Here is a 24304-nt window from a genome sequence, read left to right on the forward strand (position 1 = left end):
TTAACCGCGCTTGGTCAGGCCCATTTTTTCCCGGCCTTGCGCCGGCGTCAGAACCCGGGCGCCGAGGCGGCTGAGGATTTCGCCGGCGCGTTCGACCAGTTGGCCGTTGGTCGCCAGTACACCCTTGTCCAGCCAGATGTTGTCTTCCAGACCCACCCGAACGTTGCCGCCGAGCAGCACCGCTTGCGCTGCCATCGGCATCTGCATGCGACCGATACCAAAGCCTGCCCACACGGCATTGGCCGGCAGGTTGTCGACCATGGCTTTCATGGTGGTGGTGTCGGCCGGTGCGCCCCACGGGATGCCCAGGCACAGCTGGAACAACGGGTCGTCGAGCAGGCCTTCCTTGATCAACTGCTTGGCGAACCACAGGTGACCGGTGTCGAAGATTTCCAGCTCGGCTTTCACGCCCAGCTCTTGAATGCGTTTGGCGCCGGCACGTAGCTGGGCCGGGGTGGACACGTAAATGGTGTCGCCATCGCCGAAGTTCAGGGTGCCGCAATCGAGGGTGCAGATTTCCGGCAGCAGTTCTTCGACGTGGGCCAGGCGGGTCAGCGGCCCGACCAGGTCGGTGTTCGGGCCGAACTCCATCGGGTTCTCGCCGGCACCGATTTCCAGGTCGCCGCCCATGCCGGCGGTGAGGTTGACGATGATGTCAACGTCGGCCTCGCGAATGCGCTCCATCACTTCACGGTACAACGCCACGTCACGGCTGAACTTGCCGGTTTCGGGGTTGCGCACGTGGCAGTGGACCACGGTGGCACCGGCCTTGGCGGCTTCCACGGCGGCGGCGGCGATTTGTTTCGGGGTGACCGGCACGTGTGGGCTCTTGCTGGTCGTGTCGCCAGCACCGGTGAGTGCGCAGGTGATGATGACGTCGTGGTTCATGAGGCGGTTCCTTACAGGCGAGTGTTTTTCAGGAGAAAAGCCGGACGTAATAGTCCCGTTCGCAGCCCGCTCGGGCTGCGAATCGGTGGTTCGGTTCCAGGATTTATTTACTGGTCAGTTGCAGGTTTTCAGCCGCTGGTTTGCCATCGAAGGTGGTCACGCCTTCGAGCCAGCGCTGCTTGTCTTGCGGGTGATCTTTCAGCCATTGCTTGGCCGACTCGAAGGCGTCCTTGTGATCCAGCAGCGGCTGCATCATCCGGCTCTCGTCTTCGGCGGTGTAGGTCAGGTTGCTCAGCAAGCGACCGATGTTCGGGCACTGCTCGGCGTATTTCGGCGCGGTGACGGTCCAGACCGTGGCCATGCCTTCGTTTGGACCGAGGGCGTCGTCACTGCCGGTGAGGTAGGTCATCTTCACGTTGACGTTCATCGGGTGCGGCGCCCAGCCGAAGAACACCACGGCCTCGTTGCGGCGCACGGCGCGATCCACGGCGGCCAGCATGCCGGCTTCGCTGGACTCGACCAGCTGGAATTTGCCGAGGCCGAACTGGTTCTTGGCGATCATCGCCTTGATCTGGGTGTTGGCGCCCGAGCCAGGCTCGATGCCGTAAATCTTGCCGCCCAGTTCCTTCTCGAACTTGGCGATGTCGGCGAAGGTTTTCAGGCCCTTGTCGGCGAGGTACGTCGGTACGGCGAGGGTCGCGCGAGCGTCTTTCAGGCTCGGGGCTTGCAGCACTTTGACCTGGTTGCCATCGACGAACGGGGTGATGGTCTGGGTCATCAGCGGGTTCCAGTAGCCGAGGAACAAGTCCAGGCGCTGGTCGCGGATCCCGGCGAAGATGATTTGCTGGGACGCGCTGGTTTGTTTGGTGTTGTAGCCGAGGCCATCGAGCAGGACCTGGGTCATGGCGCTGGTGGCGATTACATCGGTCCAGTTCACTACGCCCATGCGTACGTTCTGGCACGATGCGGGTTCGGCGGCCATGACGCTGGCGCTCAGCAAAGCGGTACCACTGAGTGCAAGAACACAGCTGCTGATCAGTCGTTTCATCTCAGGTTCCTCGGCAGTTCGTTTATTGTGAGTTCCGGTGTCTGATGCGCCGGTGATGCCAAGTTACGCAGCTAAGCCCCCATGAAAGCGCACCACGGCGACCAGCTCTTGCACTGCAGCGACCTGTCCTCTTGAATGCCGCTTGCAAGTGGCGTATCAACGTCAAACGCTACCCGCCCTGACGTTACCCGCCTATCGAGTGCGCTCCATGTCCCAGGATTTCTACTTCTTGTTGATGCCGGGTTTCTCGGCGATTGGATTTATCTCGGCCATCGAGCCGCTGCGGGTCGCCAATCGCTTTCGCGGCGAGCTGTATCGCTGGCATGTATTGAGCGCCGACGGCGGGGCGGTGCTGGCCAGCAATGGCATGTCGGTCAACGCCGACGCGGCGCTGGAGCCGCTGAAGAAAGGTGCAACCCTGTTGGTGGTCGCCGGTTTCGAACCGCTGAAATTCGCTACCCCGGCGCTGGAACACTGGTTGCGCCGGCTGGACAACGAAGGCGTGACCCTCGGCGCCATCGACACCGGCAGCTTCATTCTCGCCGAGGCCGGCCTGCTCGACGGCCATCGCCTGACGCTGCACTGGGAAGCCATCGACGCGTTCAAGGAATCGTATCCACAGCTGAGCGTCACCCAGGAGCTGTTCGAAATCGACCGCCGCCGCATCACCTCGGCCGGCGGCACCGCCTCCATCGACCTGATGCTCGACCTGATCGCCCAGGCCCATGGCCCGGAACTGGCGATCCAGGTCAGCGAACAATTCGTACTCGGCCGCATTCGCCCGCGCAAAGACCACCAGCGTATGGAAGTCGCCACGCGGTATGGCATCAGCAACAAGAAGCTGGTTCACGTGATTGGAGAGATGGAGCAACACAGCGAGCCGCCGCTGAGTACGCTTGAGTTAGCCGAATCGATCAAGGTGACGCGGCGCCAGTTGGAGCGCCTGTTTCGGTTGCACCTGAACGACACGCCGAGCAATTTCTACCTGCGCTTGCGGCTGGAGAAGGCCCGGCAGTTGCTGCGACAGACGGACATGAGTGTGCTGGAGGTGAGCATTGCGTGCGGTTTTGAATCGCCGTCGTATTTCACCCGCAGCTATCGGGCGAAGTTTGCGCGGTGCCCGCGCGAGGATCGCCGACGGCTAGGGGATGGGCGAGAGCTGGTCTGAGCACAGATTCCAACAACAAGAAAACCTGTGGGAGCGAGGCTGCTCGCGAATGCAATCTGTCAGCCGCCATTGATGTCGACTGACCCACCGCTTTCGCGAGCAGGCTCGCTCCCACAGTTATGATTTGGTGTGGATCTTATTTCTTCATTAAAGCCGAGCAGGCTGCTTTGTAGGCTTCATGCTGATACTTGTTCAGCGTCGCCGGCAGTTCCACGTTGTGCTTCTTGCTCTGCGCATTGATCGTCTGCGGCGACAGCAGCGTCACCTCGCAATTTTCCAGCAGCTGAAACACACCCTCGATCTTGAACGTGGTCGGTCCACCGGCGAACTCGCCTTTCTTGCTGCGCTTCTTGATCGCGATCCGGTCGATGGAGTTCTCGCGTACAAACGACGCCACCTGAGCGGCGAAGACTTTGACGTTCGCGGCTTCGTCGTCATCGTCGAGGGCGATTTTCTTGGTGGGCAGGGCTACGTGACTCAGCGTCTGACCGTCTAGGGACGCGACGGCAATGATCGCTTCGCTGCCTTTGATTTCGATGCCGCAGATTTTCATTTCGATCCCTTTCACAAATGGTTGTGTGCAGCCTACAGCTCAAGTTGATTAGCCGTGATGCCAAACGCCGCGGCAATTTTCTCGCGGGTGGCCTTGCGAGGCTTCGCTACAGTCTCTTGCTGGGCAAAAGCAGGTTGAGAAATGCCCATGCGTTTGGCCACCTCATCCTGTGTAAGGTTCAGGTGCTCACGCCAGGCGCGAATCGGCGTCGCGCCATCGACGATGCGGCTGACCACTTCATGGGGAATCAGATCGGGCTCAATCTTCTGCGCCACATATTGCGCATAGGGAATGACCACAAACGCAGGATTCCCCTCTGCGTCATTGATGATTTGAACGTCAGTAGGTGCGTTCATCGCGTTTTTTGACCTCTTGAATACTGACCACTTTGATTGCGCCATCCCAGTCGAACATGACTCGATAGTTACCCACTCGAAGTCGATAGGCGTAGTCATGACCGACCAGTGCTTTGACATTGCCTATATCAGGCATGTCAGTCAGCACCGTGACGGCATCACGAACCTGGATCTGGTGAACGGAATGCAATTTCAGAAGCTGCTTAACGGCCTTTCGAGTCCAGTGAATGCTGTTCATGGGAGAATATAAGTCTTTTATAAGATTTTCCAATCGTTACTTATATTTCTCTCTCGGCCAATTAACGAAGCATGTCGGGATGTTACCCAGGCAATAGGGTCTGCTGCGAGGTGTAGGGAGTGCTGTAGGTTCAGTCAGCAAGGTTTGTAGGAAACAGCATCTCTTGAGAATCGAAAGCCGGCGAAGGTGCCAGCTTCTGACGGAAATACAGCGTCACTCCTGCCCAATCGACTCCAAAAACTCCGATCGCTCATCACTCATCCGCGCCACGCAATCATTCTGCGCAATGGTGAATGCCTTGCTACCACTGGTCGCTGGAAACGCTTCAACCGCGCAATCCGCATCCCGGGTCTTCAGCCATTGCTGTTGGGCGGCTTTGAGTTTGGCGGTGATGTCGGCCAGTTGTGCCGGGTTCTTGCCGTAGGCCGTTTGCATGCGTTCGGCCAGGCCCTGGTAGTTTTCTTTGAGCAGGTCTTCGGCGGTGGTTCGGCTAAAGGCCGAGCATTCGAGGGTCTGGACGTCGTTTTCGACTTTGTCGCAGGGGTTGTCGTCGGACTCTTCTGCCGCGTGTACGCCGGTCGCTATCAGTGCCAGAGCCAGGAAGATCGATTTCATTGCGTCGCCGCCTCAATCCAATAGTGCATTCAGTAATGCCGCGAATTCTGGCCCATGCGCAGGCCCTTGAACAGGTGGGCAATCGTGCCCCGCGGCGACCCTTTGTCGCGGATTGACGCTTTCGGCAAACCCCCTGTCGTTTTTGCACCCGGCTGCCCCGTCCCTCAGGCATATGCTGGCCCCAAAGCGCCGGCACACGATTCGGCGCATGAATTGCCAATAGGGGACAGCCTGATGAGCCCAGCCGAATTGCACGCCGACAGTATCGTTATCGACGGGCTGATTATCGCCAAGTGGAACCGTGAACTGTTCGAAGACATGCGCAAGGGCGGTCTGACCGCAGCCAACTGCACCGTGTCGGTGTGGGAGGGCTTCCAGGCCACCGTCAATAATATCGCCGCCAGTCAGAAGCTGATCCGCGAGAACAGCGACCTGGTGATTCCGGTGCGCACCACCGCCGACATCCGTAAGGCCAAGGAGCAGGGCAAGACCGGCATCCTGTTCGGCTTCCAGAATGCTCACGCGTTTGAAGACCAGATCGGCTATGTCGAGGTGTTCAAGCAGCTCGGCGTCGGCATTGTGCAGATGTGCTACAACACCCAGAACCTGGTGGGCACCGGTTGCTACGAGCGCGATGGCGGCCTGTCGGGTTTCGGCCGTGAAATCGTCGCCGAGATGAACCGTGTGGGCGTCATGTGCGACCTGTCCCACGTCGGCTCGAAAACCTCCGAAGAAGTCATTCTCGAATCGAAGAAGCCAGTGTGCTACTCGCACTGCCTGCCGTCGGGTCTGAAAATCCACCCGCGCAACAAGTCCGATGAAGAACTGAAGTTCATCGCCGATCACGGCGGTTTCGTCGGCGTGACCATGTTTGCGCCGTTCCTGGCCAAGGGCATCGATTCGACCATCGACGACTACGCCGAAGCCATCGAATACACCATGAACATCGTCGGCGAAGATGCCATCGGCATCGGCACCGACTTCACCCAGGGCCATGGCCAGGACTTCTTCGAATACCTGACCCATGACAAGGGCTACGCCCGCCGCCTGACCAGCTTCGGCAAGATCATCAACCCGCTGGGCATCCGCACCGTCGGCGAGTTCCCGAACCTGACCGAAACCTTGCTCAAGCGCGGTCATTCCGAGCGCGTGGTGCGCAAGATCATGGGCGAGAACTGGGTCAACGTCCTCAAGGATGTCTGGGGCGAGTAAACCCCTTTCAAACAACGATTCCTGTAGCAGCTGCCGAGGTACGAGGCTGCGTTGCGGTCCGCAGGACCGCCCTCGGGGGCCGCTTCGCAGCCCAACGCAGCCTCGCAGGCTCGACAGCTGCTACGGGACAACAGCACAACGAATTTTTCTGGAGTTAAGTTTCCATGGCCAAGATCGCCCCGCAATTACCAATCGAAGTCGACAGCGAAACCGGTGTCTGGACCTCCGACGCCCTGCCAATGCTGTACGTACCGCGTCACTTCTTCGTCAACAACCATATGGGCATCGAGGAAGTGCTGGGCGCCGAAGCCTACGCCGAAATCCTTTACAAGGCCGGCTACAAATCCGCCTGGCACTGGTGTGAAAAAGAAGCCGAATGCCACGGCCTGGAAGGCGTCGCGGTGTTCGAGCACTACATGAAGCGCCTGTCGCAACGCGGCTGGGGCCTGTTCAAGATCCAGGACATCGACCTCGACAAAGGCACTGCCAGCGTCAAGCTCGAACACTCGGCGTTCGTCTACGTCTATGGCAAGGTCGGGCGCAAGGTCGACTACATGTTCACTGGCTGGTTTGCCGGTGCCATGGACCAGATTCTGCAAGCCCGCGGCAGCAAGATCCGTACGGTTGCCGAGCAAGTCTACGGTGGCTCCGAAGAAGGCCACGACGACGGTTTGTTCACCGTCAAGCCGTTGTAAGTCGAGGACCCTGCCATGGCTTTCGAAGCAATGTTCCAGCCGATCCAGATCGGCAAACTGACCATCCGTAACCGCGTGCTCAGCACCGCGCACGCCGAGGTCTATGCCACCGACGGCGGCATGACCACCGACCGGTACGTCAAGTATTACGAAGAGAAAGCCAAGGGCGGGATCGGCCTGGCGATTTGCGGCGGTTCCTCCAGTGTGGCCATCGACAGCCCGCAAGGCTGGTGGAAGTCGGTCAACCTGGCCGACGACCGGATCATTCCGCATTTCCAGAACCTGGCCGATGCCATGCACAAGCATGGCGCCAAGATCATGATCCAGATTACCCACATGGGCCGTCGTTCGCGCTGGGACGGCGAGCACTGGCCAACCCTGCTGTCGCCGTCGGGCATCCGTGAACCGGTGCACCGCGCGACCTGCAAAACCATCGAGCCGGAAGAAATCTGGCGGGTGATCGGCAACTACGCCAGCGCCGCAGCGCGGGCCAAGGCCGGTGGCCTGGATGGCGTCGAACTGTCCGCCGTGCACCAGCACATGATCGACCAGTTCTGGAGCCCACGCGTCAACAAACGTACCGACGAATGGGGCGGCAGCTTCGAGAACCGCATGCGTTTCGGCCTGGAAGTCCTTAAAGCGGTACGCAAGGAAGTCGGTCCGGACTTCTGCGTCGGCATCCGTCTGTGCGGTGATGAATTCCACCCGGACGGCTTGTCCCACGAGGACATGAAACAGATTGCCAAGTACTACGACGACACCGGCATGATCGACTTCATCGGTGTCGTGGGCTCGGGTTGCGACACCCACAACACCTTGGCCAACGTTATCCCCAACATGAGTTATCCACCGGAGCCGTTCCTGCATTTGGCGGCCGGTATCAAGGAAGTGGTCAAGGCCCCGGTCCTGCACGCGCAGAACATCAAGGACCCGAACCAGGCGACCCGTATTCTGGAAGGCGGTTACGTCGACATGGTCGGCATGACCCGTGCCCACATTGCCGACCCGCACTTGATCGCCAAGATCAAAATGGGCCAGGTCGACCAGATCAAACAATGCGTCGGCGCCAACTACTGCATCGACCGTCAGTACCAGGGCCTGGACGTGCTGTGCATCCAGAACGCCGCGACCTCCCGTGAATACATGGGCGTGCCGCACATCATCGAGAAGTCGACCGGTGTGAAGCGCAAAGTCGTGGTGGTCGGTGCCGGTCCTGCCGGGATGGAAGCGGCGCGCGTGTCGGCGGAACGTGGCCACGACGTGACCCTGTTCGAGAAGAAAGAATTCATTGGCGGCCAGATCACCACCGCTTCGAAAGCCCCGCAACGGGACCAGATCGCCGGTATCACCCGCTGGTTCCAGCTGGAGCTGGCACGTTTGAAAGTCGACCTGCGCCTCGGCGTGGCGGCGGATGCGGCGACCATTCTCGACCTGCGTCCGGACGTGGTGGTACTCGCTGTCGGCGGTCATCCGTTCCTGGAGCAGAACGAGCATTGGGGCGCGGCTGAAGGCCTGGTGGTCAGCAGCTGGGACATCCTCGACGGCAAAGTGGCGCCGGGCAAGAACGTGCTGGTCTACGACACCATTTGCGAGTTCACCGGGATGTCGACCGCCGACTTCCTCGCCGACAAGGGCAGCCAGGTTGAGATTGTCACTGACGACATCAAGCCGGGCGTGGCGATTGGCGGCACCTCGTTCCCGACGTACTACCGCAGCATGTACCCCAAAGAAGTGATCATGACCGGGGACATGATGCTGGAGAAGGTCTACCGCGAAGGCGACAAGTTGGTGGCGGTGCTGGAAAACGAATACACCGGCGCCAAAGAGGAGCGGGTGGTGGACCAGGTCGTCGTCGAAAACGGCGTGCGTCCGGACGAAGAAATCTACTACGCCCTGAAGGAAGGCTCGCGCAACAAAGGCCAGATGGACATCGAAGCCCTGTTCGCGATCAAGCCGCAACCTTCGTTGAGCGAGGCGGGCGATGGCTACTTGCTGTTCCGCATCGGCGACTGCGTGGCGCAACGCAACACCCATGCGGCGATCTACGACGCGCTGCGGTTGTGCAAGGATTTCTAACGGCTTGCACATGACCCTGTGGGAGCGGGATTACCCGCGATAGCGGTGGGTCAGTCAATGCAGATGTGACTGACAAAATGCAATCGCGGGCAAGCCCGCTCCCACAGGAACCGAGTCAGGCATCTCGACCTGCAAGACCCCGAGGTCTTTGGGAGCTCCACCATGTTGAACACCCTTCTTCCAATCCTGTTGTTCGCCGCCCTGGGCCTTGCGGTCCTGGGCGCGTTGCGGCGGGTGGCCATGTGGCGCCGGGGCCGAGCCTCGAAAGTCGACCTGATCGGCGGCCTGTTCGCCATGCCCAAGCGCTACATGGTCGATTTGCACCATGTCGTCGCGCGGGACAAATACATCGCCAACACCCACGTCGCCACGGCCGGTGGTGCGGTGGCGTCCATTGTGCTGGCGATTCTGGTGCACGGTTTCGGCCTGCATAACCGCATCCTCGGTTACGCGCTGCTGTTGATGACGGCCGTGATGTTCGTCGGCGCGATCTTCGTTTACCTGCGTCGACGCAACCCGCCGGCGCGCTTGTCCAAAGGCCCGTGGATGCGCCTGCCGAAAAGCCTGTTGGCGTTCTCGGCATCGTTTTTCCTGTTGACCCTGCCGGTCGCCGGCATCCTTCCGGAAAACTTCGGTGGCTGGCTGGTGGCGGCGATCCTCGGTGTCGGCGTGCTGTGGGGCGTTAGCGAACTGTTCTTCGGCATGACCTGGGGCGGGCCGATGAAGCACGCCTTCGCCGGTGCCTTGCACCTGGCCTGGCACCGTCGCGCCGAGCGTTTTAACGGCGGCCGTTCCACCGGTTTGAAACCGCTGGACCTGAACGATCCGACTGCGCCACTGGGCGTGGAAAAACCCAAGGATTTCACCTGGAACCAACTGCTCGGCTTCGACGCCTGCGTGCAGTGCGGTAAATGCGAAGCCGCGTGCCCGGCCTATGCCGCCGGCCAGCCGCTGAACCCGAAAAAACTGATTCAGGACATGGTCGTCGGCCTGGCCGGTGGCACCGATGCGAAATTCGCCGGTAGCCCGTATCCAGGCAAAGCCATTGGTGAGCACGCGGGCAATCCGCATCAACCGATCGTCAACGGTCTGGTGGACGCTGAAACCCTGTGGTCCTGCACCACTTGCCGTGCCTGCGTCGAGGAATGCCCGATGATGATCGAGCACGTCGACGCCATCGTCGACATGCGCCGCCATCTGACTCTGGAAAAAGGCGCGACCCCGAACAAGGGCGCCGAAGTCCTGGAAAACCTGATCGCCACCGACAACCCGGGCGGCTTTGCGCCGGGCGGGCGGATGAACTGGGCGGCGGACCTGAACCTGACGTTGATGAGTGAGAAGACATCCGTCGATGTGCTGTTCTGGGTCGGCGACGGCGCCTTCGACATGCGCAACCAGCGCACCCTGCGCGCCTTCGTCAAAGTGCTGAAAGCGGCCAAGGTCGACTTCGCGGTGCTCGGCCTGGAAGAGCGCGACAGCGGTGACGTGGCCCGGCGTCTGGGCGACGAAGCAACGTTCCAGCTGTTGGCCAAACGCAACATCCAGACCCTGGCCAAATACAGCTTCAACCGCATCGTCACCTGCGACCCGCACAGTTTCCACGTGCTGAAAAACGAGTACGGTGCCTTCGACGGTAACTACCTCGTGCAACACCACAGCACTTACATGGCCGAAATCATCGGTGCTGGCGCCCTGAACCTTGGTCAGCACAAAGGCAGCAGCGTGACCTATCACGACCCGTGCTACCTCGGCCGCTACAACGGCGAATACGAGGCACCGCGTGAAGTGCTGCGTGCCCTCGGCATCGAAGTGAAAGAAATGCAACGCTCCGGTTTCCGCTCGCGCTGCTGCGGCGGCGGTGGCGGCGCGCCGATCACCGACATTCCGGGCAAGCAACGGATCCCCGACATGCGCATGGAAGACATCCGCGAAACCGGCGCCGAGCTGGTGGCCGTGGGTTGCCCACAATGCACCGCGATGCTCGAAGGCGTGGTCGAACCGCGTCCGCTGATCAAGGACATCGCCGAACTGGTGGCCGACGCGTTGCTCGAAGATGCCGCACCAAGCAAACCGGCTGCACCGGCCCAACGTGAACCTGCGGAGGCCCACTGATGAGCGACATTATCCGCCGCGACCCCCGCGCCGAATGGATTGCCCGTAACCGCTTGCACCCGCTGCACGCGGCCATGCAACCGGCGCAACACAGCTGGATGGGGCCCAACGGCGTCATCCGCAAGAATCTGCACGGCATCGGTTTTATCGGTCCCAACGGGATCAAGCGCATTGACCGCAGTGGCGCTCAGCAGGGCGGCGCGACCAAGCGCACGGCTGCTGTTGAAGTGCAATTGCCGCTGCATCAAGTGCCGGCCCCGGCGTTCTACATCAGCGTGGTGCCGGACATGGTCGGCGGCCGCCTGAGCAGCCACGACCGCGACTTGCTCGGCCTGGCTCATCAGTTGGCCGGCACGGACGGTGCGGTGTTGGCCGTGGTCTTCGGCGAACACAAGGAAAACGCCTTTGCGACGGCGGGCGTTGATCGCTTGCTGGTGCTGGAAGGCGAAGAATTCAGCGGTTATGCACCGGAACAACGAGTCCAGGGCCTGCGGGCTGTGGATAACCAGTTCAACCCACGTCATTGGTTGTTGCCGGACAGTCGTAGCGGTGGCGGTGAACTCGGTCGGCGCTTTGCCGCCGCACTGGGCGAACGCCCGGCCACGCGGGTCTGGCAGGTCAAGGACGAGGAATGCATCGGCCGCGCCGGTGCGGGGTTGCAAGACCTTGCGCGCCCGGTTGCACGCTTGATTCTGGCGGCGGCCGAATGCGCCGAACCGGTCAGCGAAACCCGTCACGAAGCACTGCCGGTGGAGTTATCCACAGCCGTGGCACGTAGCCTGTCGCGCATCGAAGACTTGGGCGCGGTAGCGGTGGACCCGGCGGCCATTCCCATGGCCGAAGCCGAGTTCATCTTCTCCGGCGGCAACGGGGTCAAGGACTGGGGACTTTTCCACAGGACCGCCGAGGCGCTGGGCGCCACCGAAGGCGCGTCCCGTGTGGCGGTGGACGATGGGTTCATGGCGCGCGACCGTCAGGTCGGCGCGTCCGGCACCTGGGTCACCGCACGGGTTTATGTGGCGGTGGGCATTTCCGGGGCAATCCAGCACCTGCAAGGCATCGGTGCCTGCGACAAGGTGGTGGCGATCAACCTCGACCCTGGCTGCGACATGATCAAACGGGCCGACCTGTCGGTGATCGGCGAGAGCGCCGAGATTCTTCAAGCCTTGATCGATGCGGTAGCGGCTTACCGCAACGACGCCAAGCGCGATGCGGCTTAAGGGAAGGAAAGGGTTATGAGCACGAAAATCATCAGCCTGGTGTCCATCGGCGCCCACCCGACCTCCGGCCGGCCACGTCGCGCGGAGCAGGATGCGCGAGCGGTGGAACTGGGCCTGCAACTGGCTGGGGATAACCTGCAAGTGCTGCATGCCGGCGACGTCGCGGAACCGGCGCTGCGCGCTTATCTGGGCATGGGCCTGGAGCAGTTGCAGGTGCTGGAACAACCGTCAGGCGCCGATGCCTTGCCGGCGTTGACCGCTTATTTGCGCGATGCCGGGGCGCAAGTCGTGCTGACCGGCAGTCAGGCGGAAACCGGTGAAGGCTCGGGCATGTTGCCGTTCCTGCTGGCGGAAAGTCTCGGCTGGCCGCTGGTGGTCGGTTTGGCGCAGGTGGAATCCATCGACGGCAATTCGGCGCTGGTGCTTCAAGCCTTGCCGCGGGGTCAACGTCGTCGCTTGAAAGTGCGCCTGCCGTTTCTCGCGACGGTGGATAACGCTGCACCGAAGCCTCGGCAAAGCGCTTACGGCCCGGCCCGGCGTGGCGTGTTGCAAGCCGATGATGTCGAAGTGATCGACGATGAACTGTTGGCGGTCGCCACGTTGCAACCGGCCAAACCCCGGCCTAAACGCCTCAAGGTGATCAAGGCCAAGAGCGGCGCCGACCGGATGAAAGCGGCGACAGCCAAGGCCAGTGGCGGCGGCGGGCAGGTGCTCAAAGGCGTTACGGCGCAAGCGGGGGCCGAGGCCATTCTCAAATTGCTGATCGAAGAAGGCGTGGTCCGCTAACCGATCACCCCCACACCTCTAAAACTGTAGGAGTGAGCCTGCTCGCGATCGCGGTGGTTCAGTCGACATTTATCTTGAATGTCCGTCCGCCTTCGCGAGCAGGCTCGCTCCCACAAGGAAAAACAATGACTGTTGAATTTCGTTCGGCCCTGCGCGCGGATGCGCGGGAGATTGCTCGCTTGTTCCAGATTTCATCAGAGGGCGCTTCGGATTACATCTGGAGCCAGATGGCAGAGCCCGGCCAGGACCTGTTGGACGTTGGTGCCCTGCGCTATGCCCGCGACGATGTGGACTTCTCCTGGCAAAATTGCCTGATCGCCGAGGCAAACGGGGAGGTCATCGGGATGATGCACAGCTACGTGATGCGCCATGACCCGATGGCGGCGCCCGTCACCGACCCGGTACTGGCGCCGTACGCCACCCTGGAAATCCCCGACACCCTCTACATTTCCAGCCTGGCGCTGCATGAGGGCTGGCGGAACCAGGGCCTGGGCAAACAATTCCTCGCTTACGCCTACGACCGCGCCAACCAGTTGGGCCTCAATGGCCTGAGCCTGATCGACTATGCGGCCAATACCGGCGCCCGGCGGTTTTACGAGCGGCATGGCTTCCGTATCGTCGACACCTGCCAGATCACGCCCCACCCGATGATCCGGGTCACAGGCGAAGCCTATCTGATGTACCGGCCGTAGGGCTGCTTTCCGCCCTACCGCTCGGTGAACTACAGTTTTGCTGTGCGCTGGTTAAGGGTGCAGCACGGTTCACGGAGCTTTCAGACGTTCAGCGCTGAGTCGTAAAACCCGTTTTCAGGCGTGGGTTGAACATGAAGGCGTTGCGTTGGCGTGCGGCCTGGTTGCTCTGTGGGGTGATGTGCGTGCCGGCCGGGTTGATGGCGGCTGCCAACACTGAAGCCGATCAGGATTTTTATCAGTGGCTGGAGTCGGACCAAGGGCAAACAGCCTCCTTGGCCCAACTGCGCCAGCGCTGCGACAAGGTCGTGGACGCTACAAACAATCTCAACTGTTCAGTGTCCGTGTTCGCCCGCATGTTCGAGGCCAAAGCCGCCAATCAATTGCCTGATTACTATCTGGCAATCAAGCGCCGCCATGCTCAGGCCATTGCGAGTGACCCCGAGCTCAACGTCCTGTTCTCCATGTTTGGCCGTCAATCGATCGCGACCCTGCGCGCGGTCGGCGATTTTTCGGTGTCCAGCACCAAACGGCATGAAGTCCTTACGGTTTATCCGCTCCCCAGTGACGGTTACGTCACGGACGAAGTGCTGCCGTACATCGACGTCAAAGCTGCCAATGGCGTCTCTTCACGCTTTATTGTCGATACCGGCGCACCGCAAACCCGGGTCAACGCCGAAACTGCGAAGCGCATGGGCATCACGCTGTTAACCGACTCCCATTACGGCTACAGCACGTTTTATGGCGAACATGACCTGTCGGCCAAGCTCGGGGTTTTTCATTCGTTGACGGTCGGCGGGAGCGAGTTCCGCAACGTCCTGGTGTTTGTCAGTGACCGGGATAACTTGTTAGGACTGGATCTGGTCGGCAAGCTGGGGCGTTTGAAGCTCACGAAAAAAACCCTGGAACTCAACGCGCAACCTCCCGCGCGGTGCGATTCGCCGGTGACCTATTCGCGCGCAGACATCAATCAACGACTGACCATTGCTGCACGGCTGGATCGTCGGGCGACGCTGGCGATTCTTGATACAGGTAATGTGGATTACTTGACGTCGGCCTCCCCCGGTGACTTGCCTGTTCACGTCGCCGAAAACTCGCGACACCAGACGTTCAAAGGCGAGTTGGATTTGTCTGGCGACGTCCGGGCAATCACCTACAAATACTATCCAGGCTTCACCATTCCTCCGTCTTTGGTGTTCGGGCAGTACGTGCCTTCGATTTTGCTCGGGTGGCGGGCATTCAATGACTATGAATTGAACCTGGACCCGCTTTCGGGTCGCTCGTGCCTGAATAAAATCTGATTTACCCACAAAGCCTGTTAGCGCTTCTGTGGATAACGTGTTCGCCCCTCGCTACGACCTATGCAAATCAAGGCCTGTAAGCCTTCGTACAAAAAACAACCAACCTAACGTGCGGTTTTTACAGGCTTTTTGCGGTGGATAAGGTTTCTCACTGTTCAATACTTGCCCCCAATCTCTGTTGGCGCTTCTGTGGATAAGATGTTTGCTAACCGCTACAGGCTATATAAACCGGGCTATTCGGGTGCTTGGTTAAAAAATGATCAAATCATGGGTTTGGACCGCTAAACATGCCGAATACCCCTATTTATCGCGGCTTTCAGCGGTTTTCCACAGATGTGCAGAAGTTGCCCCCAAAGTCTGTTGGCGCTTCTGTGGATAAGGTGTTTGCCATCCTCTGCAGGCCACGTAGAACGTGCCCCACAAGCTTTCGATCAAAAAATAACCAGCGACTGTTAAAAACCAGGCTTCTGGATAAGTCACGGATTTTCTTCGGTTTATGTGGAGAAAGTTTTGTGTAAAACCACACTTGTCCCCAATAGCTGTGGGTGGAGGTGTGGATAACTTGTTTGTGGAAGGCTGGGAGGTGCGTAGGGCATAGCGCTGAACGGAATAGATCATATTTCGTACAGTTCTGAATCGGGGAAAGGGTATCGGGGGCGGGGAAGGATGGGTTGTTGGGGAGGGCGCCATCGCGAGCAGGCTCGCGCCTACATTTGATCTGTGTCGGTCACAAATCCCTGTAGGAGTGAGCCTGCTCGCGATGCTTTTAGCTCTGTCAGCCTTGAACAGGAACGCCTTTGAGGTACGGTGCCGGCTCGGCCCCGAGGTTGTTCAGCAAACGCTCGCTGTACCAATCCACAAAGTTCACCACGCCAAACTCATAGGTCTTGGAGTAAGGCCCAGGCTGGTACGCCGTGGAGTTGATGCCGCGCTGGTTTTCTTCCGCCAGACGACGGTCCTGGTTGTTGGTTTCATCCCACACTTTGCGCATGCGTTCTACGTCGTAGTCCACGCCTTCGACTGCGTCTTTGTGCACGATCCACTTGGTGGTGACCATGGTTTCCTGAGCGCTGATCGGCCACACGGTGAAGACGATGATGTGATCGCCCATGCAGTGGTTCCACGAGTGCGGCAGGTGCAGGATGCGCATCGAGCCCAGGTCGGGGTTCTTGATGCGGCCCATGAGCTTGGCGCAGCCCTGTTTGCCGTCCATGGTCATCGACACGGTGCCTTTGAGCAGCGGCATGCGCACGATACGGTTACGCAGGCCGAAACTGGCGTGGGCGTACGGGATCTTCTCGGCTTCCCAGGCAGCGGCGGAGGCGGCGACGTGGTCCTTGAAGGCCTGGTCGGCGCGCGGGTCGGTGACGTCGTCCCATTCCAGCAGGGTTTTCAACAGTTCCGGGTGCGATGCGTTGCAGTGGTAGCACTCGCGGTTGTTTTCCAGCACCAGTTTCCAGTTGGCTTTTTCGTACAGGTTGGTCTGGATCGCCACCTTGGTGTTTTCCATGTCGTACGGTTCCATGTAATGGCTCAACGTCGACAGGAAGTCATCAATGGCCGGCGGGTTCTCCGACAGGCTGATGAAGATGTAACCACCGGCGGTCTTCACGTTCACCGGTTTGAGGCCGTACTGCTTCATGTCGAAGTCGGCGCCCATTTCGGTGCCGGCGAACAGCAGGCGGCCGTCCAGTTCATACGTCCACTGGTGGTAATGGCAGACCAGTTTGGCGACCTTGCCTTTTTCACTGGTGCACAGACGCGAACCGCGGTGGCGGCAGACGTTATGGAACGCATGCACCACGCCGTCGGCGCCGCGAATCACGATGATCGGGTTCTTGCCGACTTGCAGGGTCAGGTAGTTGCCCTTGGTCGGGATCTCGCAGGTCATGCCGGCGATCAACCATTCTTTCTGGAAGATTTCCTGCATGTCGATATCAAACAGCCGCTCGTCAGAGTAAAACGGCTGCGGCAGCGAGAAAGTCCGCTCGCGCTCTTGCAGCATCTGCGCGGTGGCCTTGCGTGCGGGTTCCAGTGGATCGCCCAGGCTCAGGGTAGTGGTGACGTCCATCGTGTATTTCCTCAAGGCCATCTGCGTGGCCGCGAAAGTGGCTGATCAGGTTTGCTACGCAAGGTGTAAAGGATGTGTCTTGGTATGGGGCGAGTGTGGGGCCGGCGTTGCCCGGAACCTTATCTACGAGCGACATGGCCCACTCTGTTCCCGACGCGCAACCCCCGGTAGTTGGGGCTTGGTCGCGATAAGTATGTGAATGTCGCAGATAGGTAAATGGGTGGTTCGCACGTTACGCAGAATCGCCAACATAAGGCCGAGCATCGGCGGTGGAGAACAGCATGTCCAACAGCTTCCTGAATCCGGTAACGACCCAGACCTGGGCCAATGGTCGTCACATCGTCCGTTGCGTCAAAGTCATCCAGGAAACCTGGGATGTGCGCACCTTCTGTTTTATGGCTGACCAGCCGATCCTGTTCTTTTTCAAGCCGGGGCAGTTTGTCACCCTGGAGCTGGAAATCGACGGCGTGCCGATCATGCGCTCCTACACCATTTCCAGCTCGCCATCGGTGCCTTACAGCTTCTCGGTGACGATCAAGCGCGTGCCCGGCGGCAAGGTCTCGAACTGGCTGCACGACACTCTGCATGAAGGTCAGGAGCTGGCGGTGCATGGCCCGGTCGGGCTGTTCAACGCCATGGACTTCACCGCGCCGAAGGTGCTCTACCTCAGCGGTGGTGTCGGCATCACGCCGGTCATGTCCATGACGCGCTGGTTCTATGACACCAACGGCAACGTCGACATGGTGTTTATCCACAGCGCCCGCTCGCCCAAAGACATCATTTACCACCGCGAGCTGGAACACATGGCGTCGCGGATCGACAACTTCAGCCTGCACCTGATCTGCGAGAAGCATGGTCTTGGTGAACCGTGGGCCGGTTATCGCGGTTACCTGAACCACAAGATGCTCGAATTGATGGCGCCGGACTTCCTCGAACGCGAAGTCTTCTGCTGCGGCCCGACGCCCTACATGAATGCGGTGAAGCGCATGCTCGAGACCGCCGGTTTCGACATGTCGCGTTACCACGAGGAATCGTTCGGTGCGACGCCACCGGAAGCCCGCGCAGACGCCGTGGAGCAAGCCGAGCAAGCAGCGGATGCACCGGAAATCGACGTGGCAGACCTGCATCAGGTGGAATTCACCGCCTCCGGCAAAAGCATTCGTGTGGCGCCGGGCGAAACGGTGCACGCGGCTGCGGCCAAGCTTGGGCTGTTGATACCGAAAGCGTGCGGGATGGGGATTTGCGGTACGTGCAAGGTGATGAAGCTGGGTGGCGAGGTCGAGATGGACCACAACGGCGGGATTACCGAGGAAGACGAAGCCGAAGGGTTCATCCTGTCGTGCTGCAGCGTGCCGAAGGGCGACGTGCGTATCGAGTTCTAAACCTGTGGGAGCGAGCTGGCTCGCGATAGCGTTGGATCAGTCAATATCAATGTTGAATGTTCCGGCGTCATCGCGAGCAAGCTCGCTCCCACAGTGGTTTGTGTTTCAGTCCACGAATAAGTCGGGCATCAGCTTGTCGTTGGTGCCGGGCTCAAAGCGGTAGTGATCGAATTCGGTCACGCCATGCTCCCGTAGAATCTCCTCATCAATCAGCAATCGCCCGGTGATGCTGCGACCGCTGCTGTCCAGAATGACGTGGGCGGCATCGGCCATGATTTCGGGCGTTCGCGCATGCTTGAACGATTCCCGTGAGCCAAGCTGAAACTCAATAGCGGCGGTGGCGATCATGGTCTGTGGCCACAGCGAATTGACGCTGATGCCGTAATTTTTGAATTCCTCGCTCATGCCAATCGTCAGCATGCTCATGCCGTATTTGGTCACGGTGTAGGGGCTGTACTGGGCGAACCACTGGGTCGCCAGGTTCAGCGGCGGCGACAGGTTGAGAATGTGCCCACCGGTTTTTTTCAGATAGGGCAGGGCAGCCTGGCTGCACAGCAACACGGCGCGGGTGTTGATCTGGTGCATCAGGTCGAAGCGCTTGAGTTCGATGTGTTGAACCCCGGTCAGCTTGATCGCCCCGGCGTTGTTGATCAGCGCATCGATGCCGCCGAAATGTTCGTTGGCCTGGGCGAGCGCGTTGCGCACGGCATCTTCGTCACGCACATCCACCTGCAAGGCCAGCGCCTTGCCTCCCGCTGCCTCAACTTCCTGCGCCACGCTGAAAATCGTGCCCGGCAACTTCGGGTGCGGCTCGGCGCTTTTGGCCGCAATCACAATGTTGGCCCCATCCCGCGCAGCTCGCAGCGCGATCTCACGACCAATCCCACGGCTGGCACCGGTAATGAACAGGGTTTTGCCTTGTAAGGACATGCGTACGCTCCTGATTATTATTGTCTGAGCGGATAGAGATGGCTCGCCAATCAATGTAGACCAAGAGTTTCAGGGTGAGTGATCAGGGGAGGGGGAAAGGGGGTTTGTGGCGAGGGAGCTTGCTCCCGCTGGGCTGCGAAGCGGCCCCGAATACTGAGAATGCGGTCTGTCTGGCAGACCGCATTGGCTGGTTCTACGACGGCTGCGCCGCCGAGCGGGAGCAAGCTCCCTCGCCACAGGGGATCGGGTTGCTGTTTGAAGGAATCAGCGGGACATGACTTCGCGGATGTCGGCGGCCAGTTCGCGTACGCGTTCTTCTTCGGTGTCCCACGAGCACATGAAGCGTGCGCCGCCGTTGCCGATGAAGGTGTAGAAGCGCCAGCCCTTGGCGGTCAGTGCGGCGATGGCCGGTTCCGAGAGTTGCAGGAACACGCCGTTGGCCTGCACCGGGAACATCAGTTCCACGCCCGGGATGTCGCTCACCAGTTCGGCCAGCAACTGTGCGCAGCGGTTGGCGTGGTGGGCGTATTTGAGCCAGGCGTCGTTTTCCAGAATCCCGACCCACGGGGCCGAGAGGAAGCGCATCTTCGAGGCCAGTTGACCGGCCTGTTTGCAGCGGTAGTCGAAGTCTTCAGCCAGTTTGTGGTTGAAGAACAGAATCGCCTCGCCGACCGCCATGCCGTTTTTCGTACCGCCGAAGCACAATACGTCTACGCCGGCCTTCCAGGTCAGGTCTGCCGGGGAGCAGCCGAGGAACGCACACGCATTGGAGAACCGCGCGCCGTCCATGTGCAGGTTCAGGCCCAGCTCTTTGCAGGTGGCGCTGATGGCGCGAATTTCTTCCGGGGTGTAGACGCTGCCGACTTCGGTGGCCTGGGTCAGGGTCACGACGCGCGGTTTCGGGTAGTGAATGTCCTGGCGCTTGAGAGCGACTTCGCGGATCGATTCCGGGGTCAGCTTGCCGTTTTCAGTGCGGGCGATCAGCAGTTTGGAGCCGTTGGAGAAGAATTCCGGTGCGCCGCATTCGTCGGTTTCGACGTGGGCGGTTTCCGAGCAGATCACGCTGTGGTAACTCTGGCACAGCGACGACAGGGCCAGCGAGTTGGCGGCGGTGCCGTTGAAGGCGAAGAACACTTCGCAGTCGGTTTCGAACAGTTTGCGGAAATCGTCGGACGCGCGAGCGGTCCATTCATCGTCGCCGTATGCGCGCTGGTGGCCGTGGTTGGCCTGTTCCATGGCCGCCCAGGCTTCAGGGCAGATACCGGAATAGTTGTCGCTGGCGAATTGTTGGCTCTTATCGGTCATGGCCCTGCTTTCCGTGGTCGAGACGCCTATGGTGAAGCGACTCGTGGTCAATGATGGTGCGCACTTTACCGAAGATCATCCGGGGAGCACACGCGATGCGTCTGACAGAAAAATACAAAGACGACGGGCAATTATGCACATGACTCAACGGGATGGGGCACTGGATCTGCTCAAGTGGCTGGCGCTATTGAGCATGGTGCTCGATCACCTGCGATATGTCGGTTATTCCGTCGATCTGCTGTATGTGCCGGGGCGGCTGGCGTTTCCGTGGTTCTGTCTGGCGATGGCGGTGAATGTTTCCCGTGCACGGGAAGTGCCCCATCAGTGGCGTTATCTGGGCTGGTTGCTGCTGTTCAGTGCCATCAGTGAGATCCCTTACAGGTTGTACATTCCTGATCCCGACACCTTGAACGTGTTGCCCACGTTGGCGCTTGGGCTGTTGGTCGCGCGGGGCTGGCAGCACCCGACGCTGCAATCGCGACTGTTGGCGGTCGCCGCTTTGACGCTGGCGGCAGTGTTCCCGGAGCGACTGATGTTTGGTTTCTTCGGGGTGTTGTTGCCGCTGGCGATGTTGCTGGTGATCCGGCGTCCCTGGTATTTCGCGCTGCTGCCGGGGCTGGTGTGCCTGGCGGCCAATGAATGGCGGGTGCTGATTCAAGCCGCGAAGCTGGGCAATAGTGCTGCGGTGCCAGGCATCGCCGCTTGTCTGATTGCGCCACTGTTGGGGACGCTGCTTTTGCGACATGCCAAAGGCATTCATCCACTGCCGATGCGGCGTTGGGCCTATGCCCTCTATCCGCTGCATTTTTTCCTGCTGCTACTCGTCCGCCAAATCGTCACCTGACCGCTGTGGGAGCGGGTTTGCTCGCGATATCGGTTTGTCATTCAACAGGGATATTGACTGACCCGCCGCCATCGCGAGCAAGCTCGCTCGCACAGGGATCTCTGGTGGTTCGGGGACCGTGTCCGGTCAGGCATTTCGGCTCATGTCGTAAACGCACCTTTGCGTGGCGTCCGTAGGCATTTGGCCTGTCTGCGCCGGTCATACCATCGCATCCAAAGGGCACTGTCGAAACACCAGTGCCTTACCGAGACGAATGGCGCATAGATGCCGCTGGGAGAGACGCGATGTTCAGCAAGCAAGACCAGATCCAGGGTTACGACGATGCACTGCTGGCGGCGATGAATGCCGAAGAGCAACGTCAGGAAGATCACATCGAGCTGATCGCGTCAGAGAACTACACCAGCAAACGCGTCATGGAAGCGCAAGGCAGTGGCCTGACCAACAAATACGCCGAAGGCTATCCGGGTAAGCGCTACTACGGTGGCTGCGAGCACGTCGACAAGGTTGAAGCCCTGGCCATCGAACGCGCCAAGCAACTGTTCGGTGCCGACTACGCCAACGTCCAGCCGCACTCCGGCTCTTCGGCCAACAGTGCTGTGTATCTGGCGCTGATCCAGCCAGGCGACACCATCCTCGGCATGAGCCTGGCCCACGGTGGTCACCTGACCCACGGCGCCAAAGTGTCGTCCTCGGGCAAGCTGTACAACGCCGTGCAGTACGGCATCGACACTAAAACCGGGTTGATCGATTACGACGAAGTCGAGCGCCTGGCCGTCGAATGCAAGCCAAAAATGATCGTTGCCGGCTTCTCGGCTTACTCCAAGACTCTGGACTTCCCACGTTTCCGTCAGATCGCCGACAAGGTCGGTGCCCTGCTGTTCGTCGACATGGCGCACGTTGCCGGTCTGGTGGCTGCTGGTCTGTACCCGAATCCGCTGCCGTACGCTGATGTGGTGACTACCACCACTCACAAGACCCTGCGCGGTCCACGTGGCGGCCTGATCCTGGCCAAGGCCAACGAAGAAATCGAGAAGAAGCTCAACGCCGCCGTTTTCCCGGGTGCCCAGGGCGGCCCGCTGATGCACGTGATCGCTGGTAAAGCGGTGTGCTTCAAGGAAGCGCTGGAGCCGAGCTTCAAGGCTTACCAACAACAAGTGATCGACAACGCCCAGGCCATGGCCGGCGTGTTTATCAAACGCGGCTACGATGTAGTGTCCGGCGGTACCGATAACCATCTGTTCCTGGTCAGCCTGATCCGTCAGGGCCTCACCGGCAAAGACGCGGATGCAGCACTCGGTCGCGCCCACATCACTGTGAACAAGAACGCTGTCCCGAATGATCCACAGTCGCCGTTCGTCACCTCCGGCCTGCGCATCGGCACCCCGGCGGTGACCACGCGCGGCTTCAAGGTGACCCAGTGCGTCACGTTGGCCGGCTGGATCTGCGACATCCTCGACAACCTCGGCGATGCCGATGTCGAGGCCAATGTTGCGCAGCAAGTATCGGCCCTGTGCGCGGACTTCCCGGTTTATCGCTGAGCGCGGTTTTGGAGTAAATGACTATGCAACGCTACTCGGGCTTCGGCCTCTTCAAACACTCCCTCAGCCATCACGAAAACTGGCAGAAAATGTGGCGCACGCCGACCCCGAAAAAGGTCTATGACGTAGTCATCGTCGGCGGTGGCGGGCATGGTCTGGCGACCGCCTACTACCTCGCCAAGGAACACGGCATCACCAACGTGGCCGTGGTCGAGAAAGGCTGGCTGGGAGGCGGTAACACCGCGCGCAACACCACCATCGTTCGCTCCAACTACCTGTGGGACGAGTCGGCGCACCTGTACGAACACGCGATGAAACTGTGGGAAGGCCTGTCCCAGGACCTGAACTACAACGTGATGTTCTCCCAGCGCGGCGTTTACAACCTGTGCCACACCCTGCAGGACATTCGTGATTCCGAGCGTCGGGTCAGTGCCAACCGCCTCAACGGCGTGGACGGTGAACTGCTCGATGCCAAACAAGTAGCCGACGAGATTCCGTACCTCGACTGCTCGAAAAACACCCGCTACCCGGTGATGGGCGCGACCGTCCAGCGTCGCGGCGGCGTGGCCCGTCACGATGCCGTGGCCTGGGGCTTTGCCCGTGCCGCCGACGCCTTGGGCGTGGACCTGATCCAGCAGACCGAAGTGATCGGTTTCCGCAAGGAAAACGGCGTGTGCATCGGTGTTGAAACCAATAAGGGCTTCATCGGCGCCAAGCGCGTCGGTGTGGTCACTGCCGGTAACTCCGGGCACATGGCCAAACTCGCCGGTTTCCGTCTGCCGATCGAATCGCACCCGCTGCAAGCGCTGGTGTCCGAGCCGATCAAGCCGATTATCGACAGCGTGATCATGTCCAACGCCGTACACGGTTACATCAGTCAGTCCGACAAGGGCGACCTGGTGATCGGCGCCGGTATCGACGGCTACAACGGCTACGGCCAGCGCGGTTCGTACCCGGTGATCGAACACACGATTCAAGCCATCGTCGAGATGTTCCCGGTACTGTCCCGCGTCCGCATGAACCGGCAGTGGGGCGGCATCGTCGACACCACGCCGGATGCCTGCCCGATCATTTCGAAAACGCCGGTACCGAACATGTTCTTCAACTGCGGTTGGGGTACCGGTGGCTTCAAGGCGACACCTGGCTCGGGCAACGTGTTTGCCGCGAGTCTGGCCAAGGGTGAAATGCACCCATTGGCTGCACCTTTCTCCATCGACCGTTTCCACAACGGTGCGTTGATCGATGAACACGGCGCTGCTGCGGTTGCCCACTAACAG

At 60.2% G+C, this 24304-nt stretch carries 22 protein-coding genes; 13 read left to right on the forward strand and 9 right to left on the reverse strand.

Annotated features, from left to right (window positions below; all coding sequences use genetic code 11):
- A complete protein-coding gene (locus tag D882_RS0130000; protein ID WP_027926647.1) occupies positions 1-888 on the reverse strand; it encodes a 3-keto-5-aminohexanoate cleavage protein in 888 nt (295 codons plus the stop codon).
- 103 nt (positions 889-991) lie between these two features.
- Positions 992-1936: a choline ABC transporter substrate-binding protein gene (gene choX, locus D882_RS0130005; protein WP_027926648.1), complete on the reverse strand. Its 945-nt coding sequence runs from the start codon at positions 1934-1936 to the stop codon at positions 992-994.
- Between the two features lie 208 nt (positions 1937-2144).
- Between choX and D882_RS0130010 the strand changes: the two genes are divergently transcribed.
- Complete coding sequence (locus D882_RS0130010; RefSeq protein WP_027926649.1) at positions 2145-3104, forward strand: GlxA family transcriptional regulator; 960 nt, start codon at positions 2145-2147, stop codon at positions 3102-3104.
- 136 nt (positions 3105-3240) lie between these two features.
- On the opposite strand, the gene D882_RS0130015 is transcribed toward D882_RS0130010, so the two are convergent.
- The 4 genes from D882_RS0130015 to D882_RS0130030 all read right to left on the reverse strand — a co-directional run bounded on the left by D882_RS0130015 (position 3241) and on the right by D882_RS0130030 (position 4866).
- On the reverse strand, positions 3241-3657 hold the full coding sequence (locus D882_RS0130015) for a DUF3010 family protein (protein WP_027926650.1): 417 nt from the start codon (positions 3655-3657) through the stop codon (positions 3241-3243).
- A 32-nt stretch (positions 3658-3689) separates the two neighbouring features.
- The gene (locus D882_RS0130020; RefSeq protein WP_027926651.1) at positions 3690-4013 is read right to left on the reverse strand and encodes a helix-turn-helix domain-containing protein; all 324 of its coding nucleotides are present in this window, start codon (positions 4011-4013) and stop codon (positions 3690-3692) included.
- Positions 3997-4251 carry a type II toxin-antitoxin system RelE/ParE family toxin gene (locus D882_RS0130025; RefSeq protein ID WP_027926652.1) on the reverse strand — a complete coding sequence of 85 codons (255 nt, stop codon included), beginning with the start codon at positions 4249-4251 and terminating at the stop codon, positions 3997-3999. Before D882_RS0130025 ends, D882_RS0130020 begins: the two co-directional genes overlap by 17 nt.
- 213 nt (positions 4252-4464) lie before the next feature.
- Positions 4465-4866, reverse strand: a complete 402-nt coding sequence (locus D882_RS0130030) for a lysozyme inhibitor LprI family protein (RefSeq protein ID WP_027926653.1) — start codon at positions 4864-4866, stop codon at positions 4465-4467.
- Positions 4867-5100: 234 nt separating this feature from the next.
- Here D882_RS0130030 and D882_RS0130035 point away from each other — a divergent pair, with 234 nt between their 5' ends.
- From D882_RS0130035 to D882_RS0130070, 8 genes are all read left to right on the forward strand, one after another.
- Positions 5101-6078: a dipeptidase gene (locus tag D882_RS0130035; RefSeq protein WP_008033250.1), complete on the forward strand. Its 978-nt coding sequence runs from the start codon at positions 5101-5103 to the stop codon at positions 6076-6078.
- A gap of 164 nt (positions 6079-6242) precedes the next feature.
- Positions 6243-6773: a DUF5943 domain-containing protein gene (locus D882_RS0130040; RefSeq protein WP_007947752.1), complete on the forward strand. Its 531-nt coding sequence runs from the start codon at positions 6243-6245 to the stop codon at positions 6771-6773.
- 15 nt (positions 6774-6788) lie between these two features.
- Positions 6789-8849: a dimethylglycine demethylation protein DgcA gene (gene dgcA, locus D882_RS0130045; RefSeq protein WP_027926654.1), complete on the forward strand. Its 2061-nt coding sequence runs from the start codon at positions 6789-6791 to the stop codon at positions 8847-8849.
- Positions 8850-9011: 162 nt separating this feature from the next.
- The gene (gene dgcB, locus D882_RS0130050) at positions 9012-10961 is read left to right on the forward strand and encodes a dimethylglycine demethylation protein DgcB (protein ID WP_027926655.1); all 1950 of its coding nucleotides are present in this window, start codon (positions 9012-9014) and stop codon (positions 10959-10961) included.
- Positions 10961-12181 (forward strand): electron transfer flavoprotein subunit alpha/FixB family protein, encoded by a 1221-nt coding sequence (locus tag D882_RS0130055; protein ID WP_027926656.1) that lies wholly within the window; start codon positions 10961-10963, stop codon positions 12179-12181. The genes dgcB and D882_RS0130055 overlap by 1 nt, the downstream gene beginning before the upstream one ends.
- Before the next feature lie 15 nt (positions 12182-12196).
- Entirely contained in the window at positions 12197-12967 is a 771-nt protein-coding gene (locus D882_RS0130060) for an electron transfer flavoprotein subunit beta (protein ID WP_027926657.1), read from the forward strand.
- A gap of 125 nt (positions 12968-13092) precedes the next feature.
- Complete coding sequence (locus D882_RS0130065; protein ID WP_027926658.1) at positions 13093-13659, forward strand: GNAT family N-acetyltransferase; 567 nt, start codon at positions 13093-13095, stop codon at positions 13657-13659.
- 131 nt (positions 13660-13790) lie between these two features.
- A complete protein-coding gene (locus tag D882_RS0130070; protein WP_027926659.1) occupies positions 13791-14957 on the forward strand; it encodes a retropepsin-like aspartic protease in 1167 nt (388 codons plus the stop codon).
- A 775-nt stretch (positions 14958-15732) separates the two neighbouring features.
- Here the strand turns inward: D882_RS0130070 and gbcA are convergent.
- Positions 15733-17028, reverse strand: a complete 1296-nt coding sequence (gene gbcA, locus D882_RS0130075; protein WP_027926660.1) for a glycine-betaine demethylase subunit GbcA — start codon at positions 17026-17028, stop codon at positions 15733-15735.
- A 281-nt stretch (positions 17029-17309) separates the two neighbouring features.
- On the opposite strand from gbcA, the gene gbcB reads away from it, so the two are divergent.
- Positions 17310-18410 (forward strand): glycine-betaine demethylase subunit GbcB, encoded by a 1101-nt coding sequence (gene gbcB / locus D882_RS0130080; protein WP_027926661.1) that lies wholly within the window; start codon positions 17310-17312, stop codon positions 18408-18410.
- A gap of 105 nt (positions 18411-18515) precedes the next feature.
- Here gbcB and D882_RS0130085 read toward each other — a convergent pair whose 3' ends face one another.
- Both D882_RS0130085 and D882_RS0130095 read right to left on the reverse strand, forming a co-directional pair.
- Positions 18516-19340: an NAD(P)-dependent oxidoreductase gene (locus tag D882_RS0130085; RefSeq protein WP_027926662.1), complete on the reverse strand. Its 825-nt coding sequence runs from the start codon at positions 19338-19340 to the stop codon at positions 18516-18518.
- Between the two features lie 264 nt (positions 19341-19604).
- A complete protein-coding gene (locus D882_RS0130095) occupies positions 19605-20645 on the reverse strand; it encodes a low specificity L-threonine aldolase (RefSeq protein ID WP_027926663.1) in 1041 nt (346 codons plus the stop codon).
- A gap of 133 nt (positions 20646-20778) precedes the next feature.
- On the opposite strand from D882_RS0130095, the gene D882_RS0130100 reads away from it, so the two are divergent.
- From D882_RS0130100 to D882_RS0130110, 3 genes are all read left to right on the forward strand, one after another.
- Positions 20779-21489: a TraX family protein gene (locus D882_RS0130100; RefSeq protein ID WP_027926664.1), complete on the forward strand. Its 711-nt coding sequence runs from the start codon at positions 20779-20781 to the stop codon at positions 21487-21489.
- Between the two features lie 284 nt (positions 21490-21773).
- On the forward strand, positions 21774-23027 hold the full coding sequence (glyA, locus tag D882_RS0130105; protein ID WP_027926665.1) for a serine hydroxymethyltransferase: 1254 nt from the start codon (positions 21774-21776) through the stop codon (positions 23025-23027).
- 23 nt (positions 23028-23050) lie between these two features.
- Positions 23051-24301 carry a sarcosine oxidase subunit beta gene (locus tag D882_RS0130110; RefSeq protein WP_007947735.1) on the forward strand — a complete coding sequence of 417 codons (1251 nt, stop codon included), beginning with the start codon at positions 23051-23053 and terminating at the stop codon, positions 24299-24301.
- Positions 24302-24304: the final 3 nt, after the last annotated feature.

Origin of the sequence: Pseudomonas sp. URMO17WK12:I12, assembly GCF_000514395.1 — a bacterium.
Taxonomy (GTDB): domain Bacteria; phylum Pseudomonadota; class Gammaproteobacteria; order Pseudomonadales; family Pseudomonadaceae; genus Aquipseudomonas; species Aquipseudomonas mucoides.

Bases quoted from the DNA above. Each gene is read 5' to 3' on its own strand.
- gbcB (WP_027926661.1), top strand. From the start codon at position 17,310: ATGTCCAACAGCTTCCTGAATCCGGTAACGACCCAGACCTGGGCCAAT.
- dgcB (WP_027926655.1), top strand. From the start codon at position 9,012: ATGTTGAACACCCTTCTTCCAATCCTGTTGTTCGCCGCCCTGGGCCTT.
- D882_RS0130100 (WP_027926664.1), top strand. From the start codon at position 20,779: ATGCACATGACTCAACGGGATGGGGCACTGGATCTGCTCAAGTGGCTG.
- D882_RS0130070 (WP_027926659.1), top strand. From the start codon at position 13,791: ATGAAGGCGTTGCGTTGGCGTGCGGCCTGGTTGCTCTGTGGGGTGATG.
- D882_RS0130055 (WP_027926656.1), top strand. From the start codon at position 10,961: ATGAGCGACATTATCCGCCGCGACCCCCGCGCCGAATGGATTGCCCGT.
- D882_RS0130010 (WP_027926649.1), top strand. From the start codon at position 2,145: ATGTCCCAGGATTTCTACTTCTTGTTGATGCCGGGTTTCTCGGCGATT.
- D882_RS0130040 (WP_007947752.1), top strand. From the start codon at position 6,243: ATGGCCAAGATCGCCCCGCAATTACCAATCGAAGTCGACAGCGAAACC.
- D882_RS0130030 (WP_027926653.1), bottom strand. From the start codon at position 4,866: ATGAAATCGATCTTCCTGGCTCTGGCACTGATAGCGACCGGCGTACAC.
- D882_RS0130015 (WP_027926650.1), bottom strand. From the start codon at position 3,657: ATGAAAATCTGCGGCATCGAAATCAAAGGCAGCGAAGCGATCATTGCC.
- choX (WP_027926648.1), bottom strand. From the start codon at position 1,936: ATGAAACGACTGATCAGCAGCTGTGTTCTTGCACTCAGTGGTACCGCT.
- glyA (WP_027926665.1), top strand. From the start codon at position 21,774: ATGTTCAGCAAGCAAGACCAGATCCAGGGTTACGACGATGCACTGCTG.
- D882_RS0130020 (WP_027926651.1), bottom strand. From the start codon at position 4,013: ATGAACGCACCTACTGACGTTCAAATCATCAATGACGCAGAGGGGAAT.
- dgcA (WP_027926654.1), top strand. From the start codon at position 6,789: ATGGCTTTCGAAGCAATGTTCCAGCCGATCCAGATCGGCAAACTGACC.
- D882_RS0130000 (WP_027926647.1), bottom strand. From the start codon at position 888: ATGAACCACGACGTCATCATCACCTGCGCACTCACCGGTGCTGGCGAC.
- D882_RS0130110 (WP_007947735.1), top strand. From the start codon at position 23,051: ATGCAACGCTACTCGGGCTTCGGCCTCTTCAAACACTCCCTCAGCCAT.
- D882_RS0130065 (WP_027926658.1), top strand. From the start codon at position 13,093: ATGACTGTTGAATTTCGTTCGGCCCTGCGCGCGGATGCGCGGGAGATT.
- D882_RS0130025 (WP_027926652.1), bottom strand. From the start codon at position 4,251: ATGAACAGCATTCACTGGACTCGAAAGGCCGTTAAGCAGCTTCTGAAA.
- gbcA (WP_027926660.1), bottom strand. From the start codon at position 17,028: ATGGACGTCACCACTACCCTGAGCCTGGGCGATCCACTGGAACCCGCA.
- D882_RS0130095 (WP_027926663.1), bottom strand. From the start codon at position 20,645: ATGACCGATAAGAGCCAACAATTCGCCAGCGACAACTATTCCGGTATC.
- D882_RS0130035 (WP_008033250.1), top strand. From the start codon at position 5,101: ATGAGCCCAGCCGAATTGCACGCCGACAGTATCGTTATCGACGGGCTG.
- D882_RS0130085 (WP_027926662.1), bottom strand. From the start codon at position 19,340: ATGTCCTTACAAGGCAAAACCCTGTTCATTACCGGTGCCAGCCGTGGG.
- D882_RS0130060 (WP_027926657.1), top strand. From the start codon at position 12,197: ATGAGCACGAAAATCATCAGCCTGGTGTCCATCGGCGCCCACCCGACC.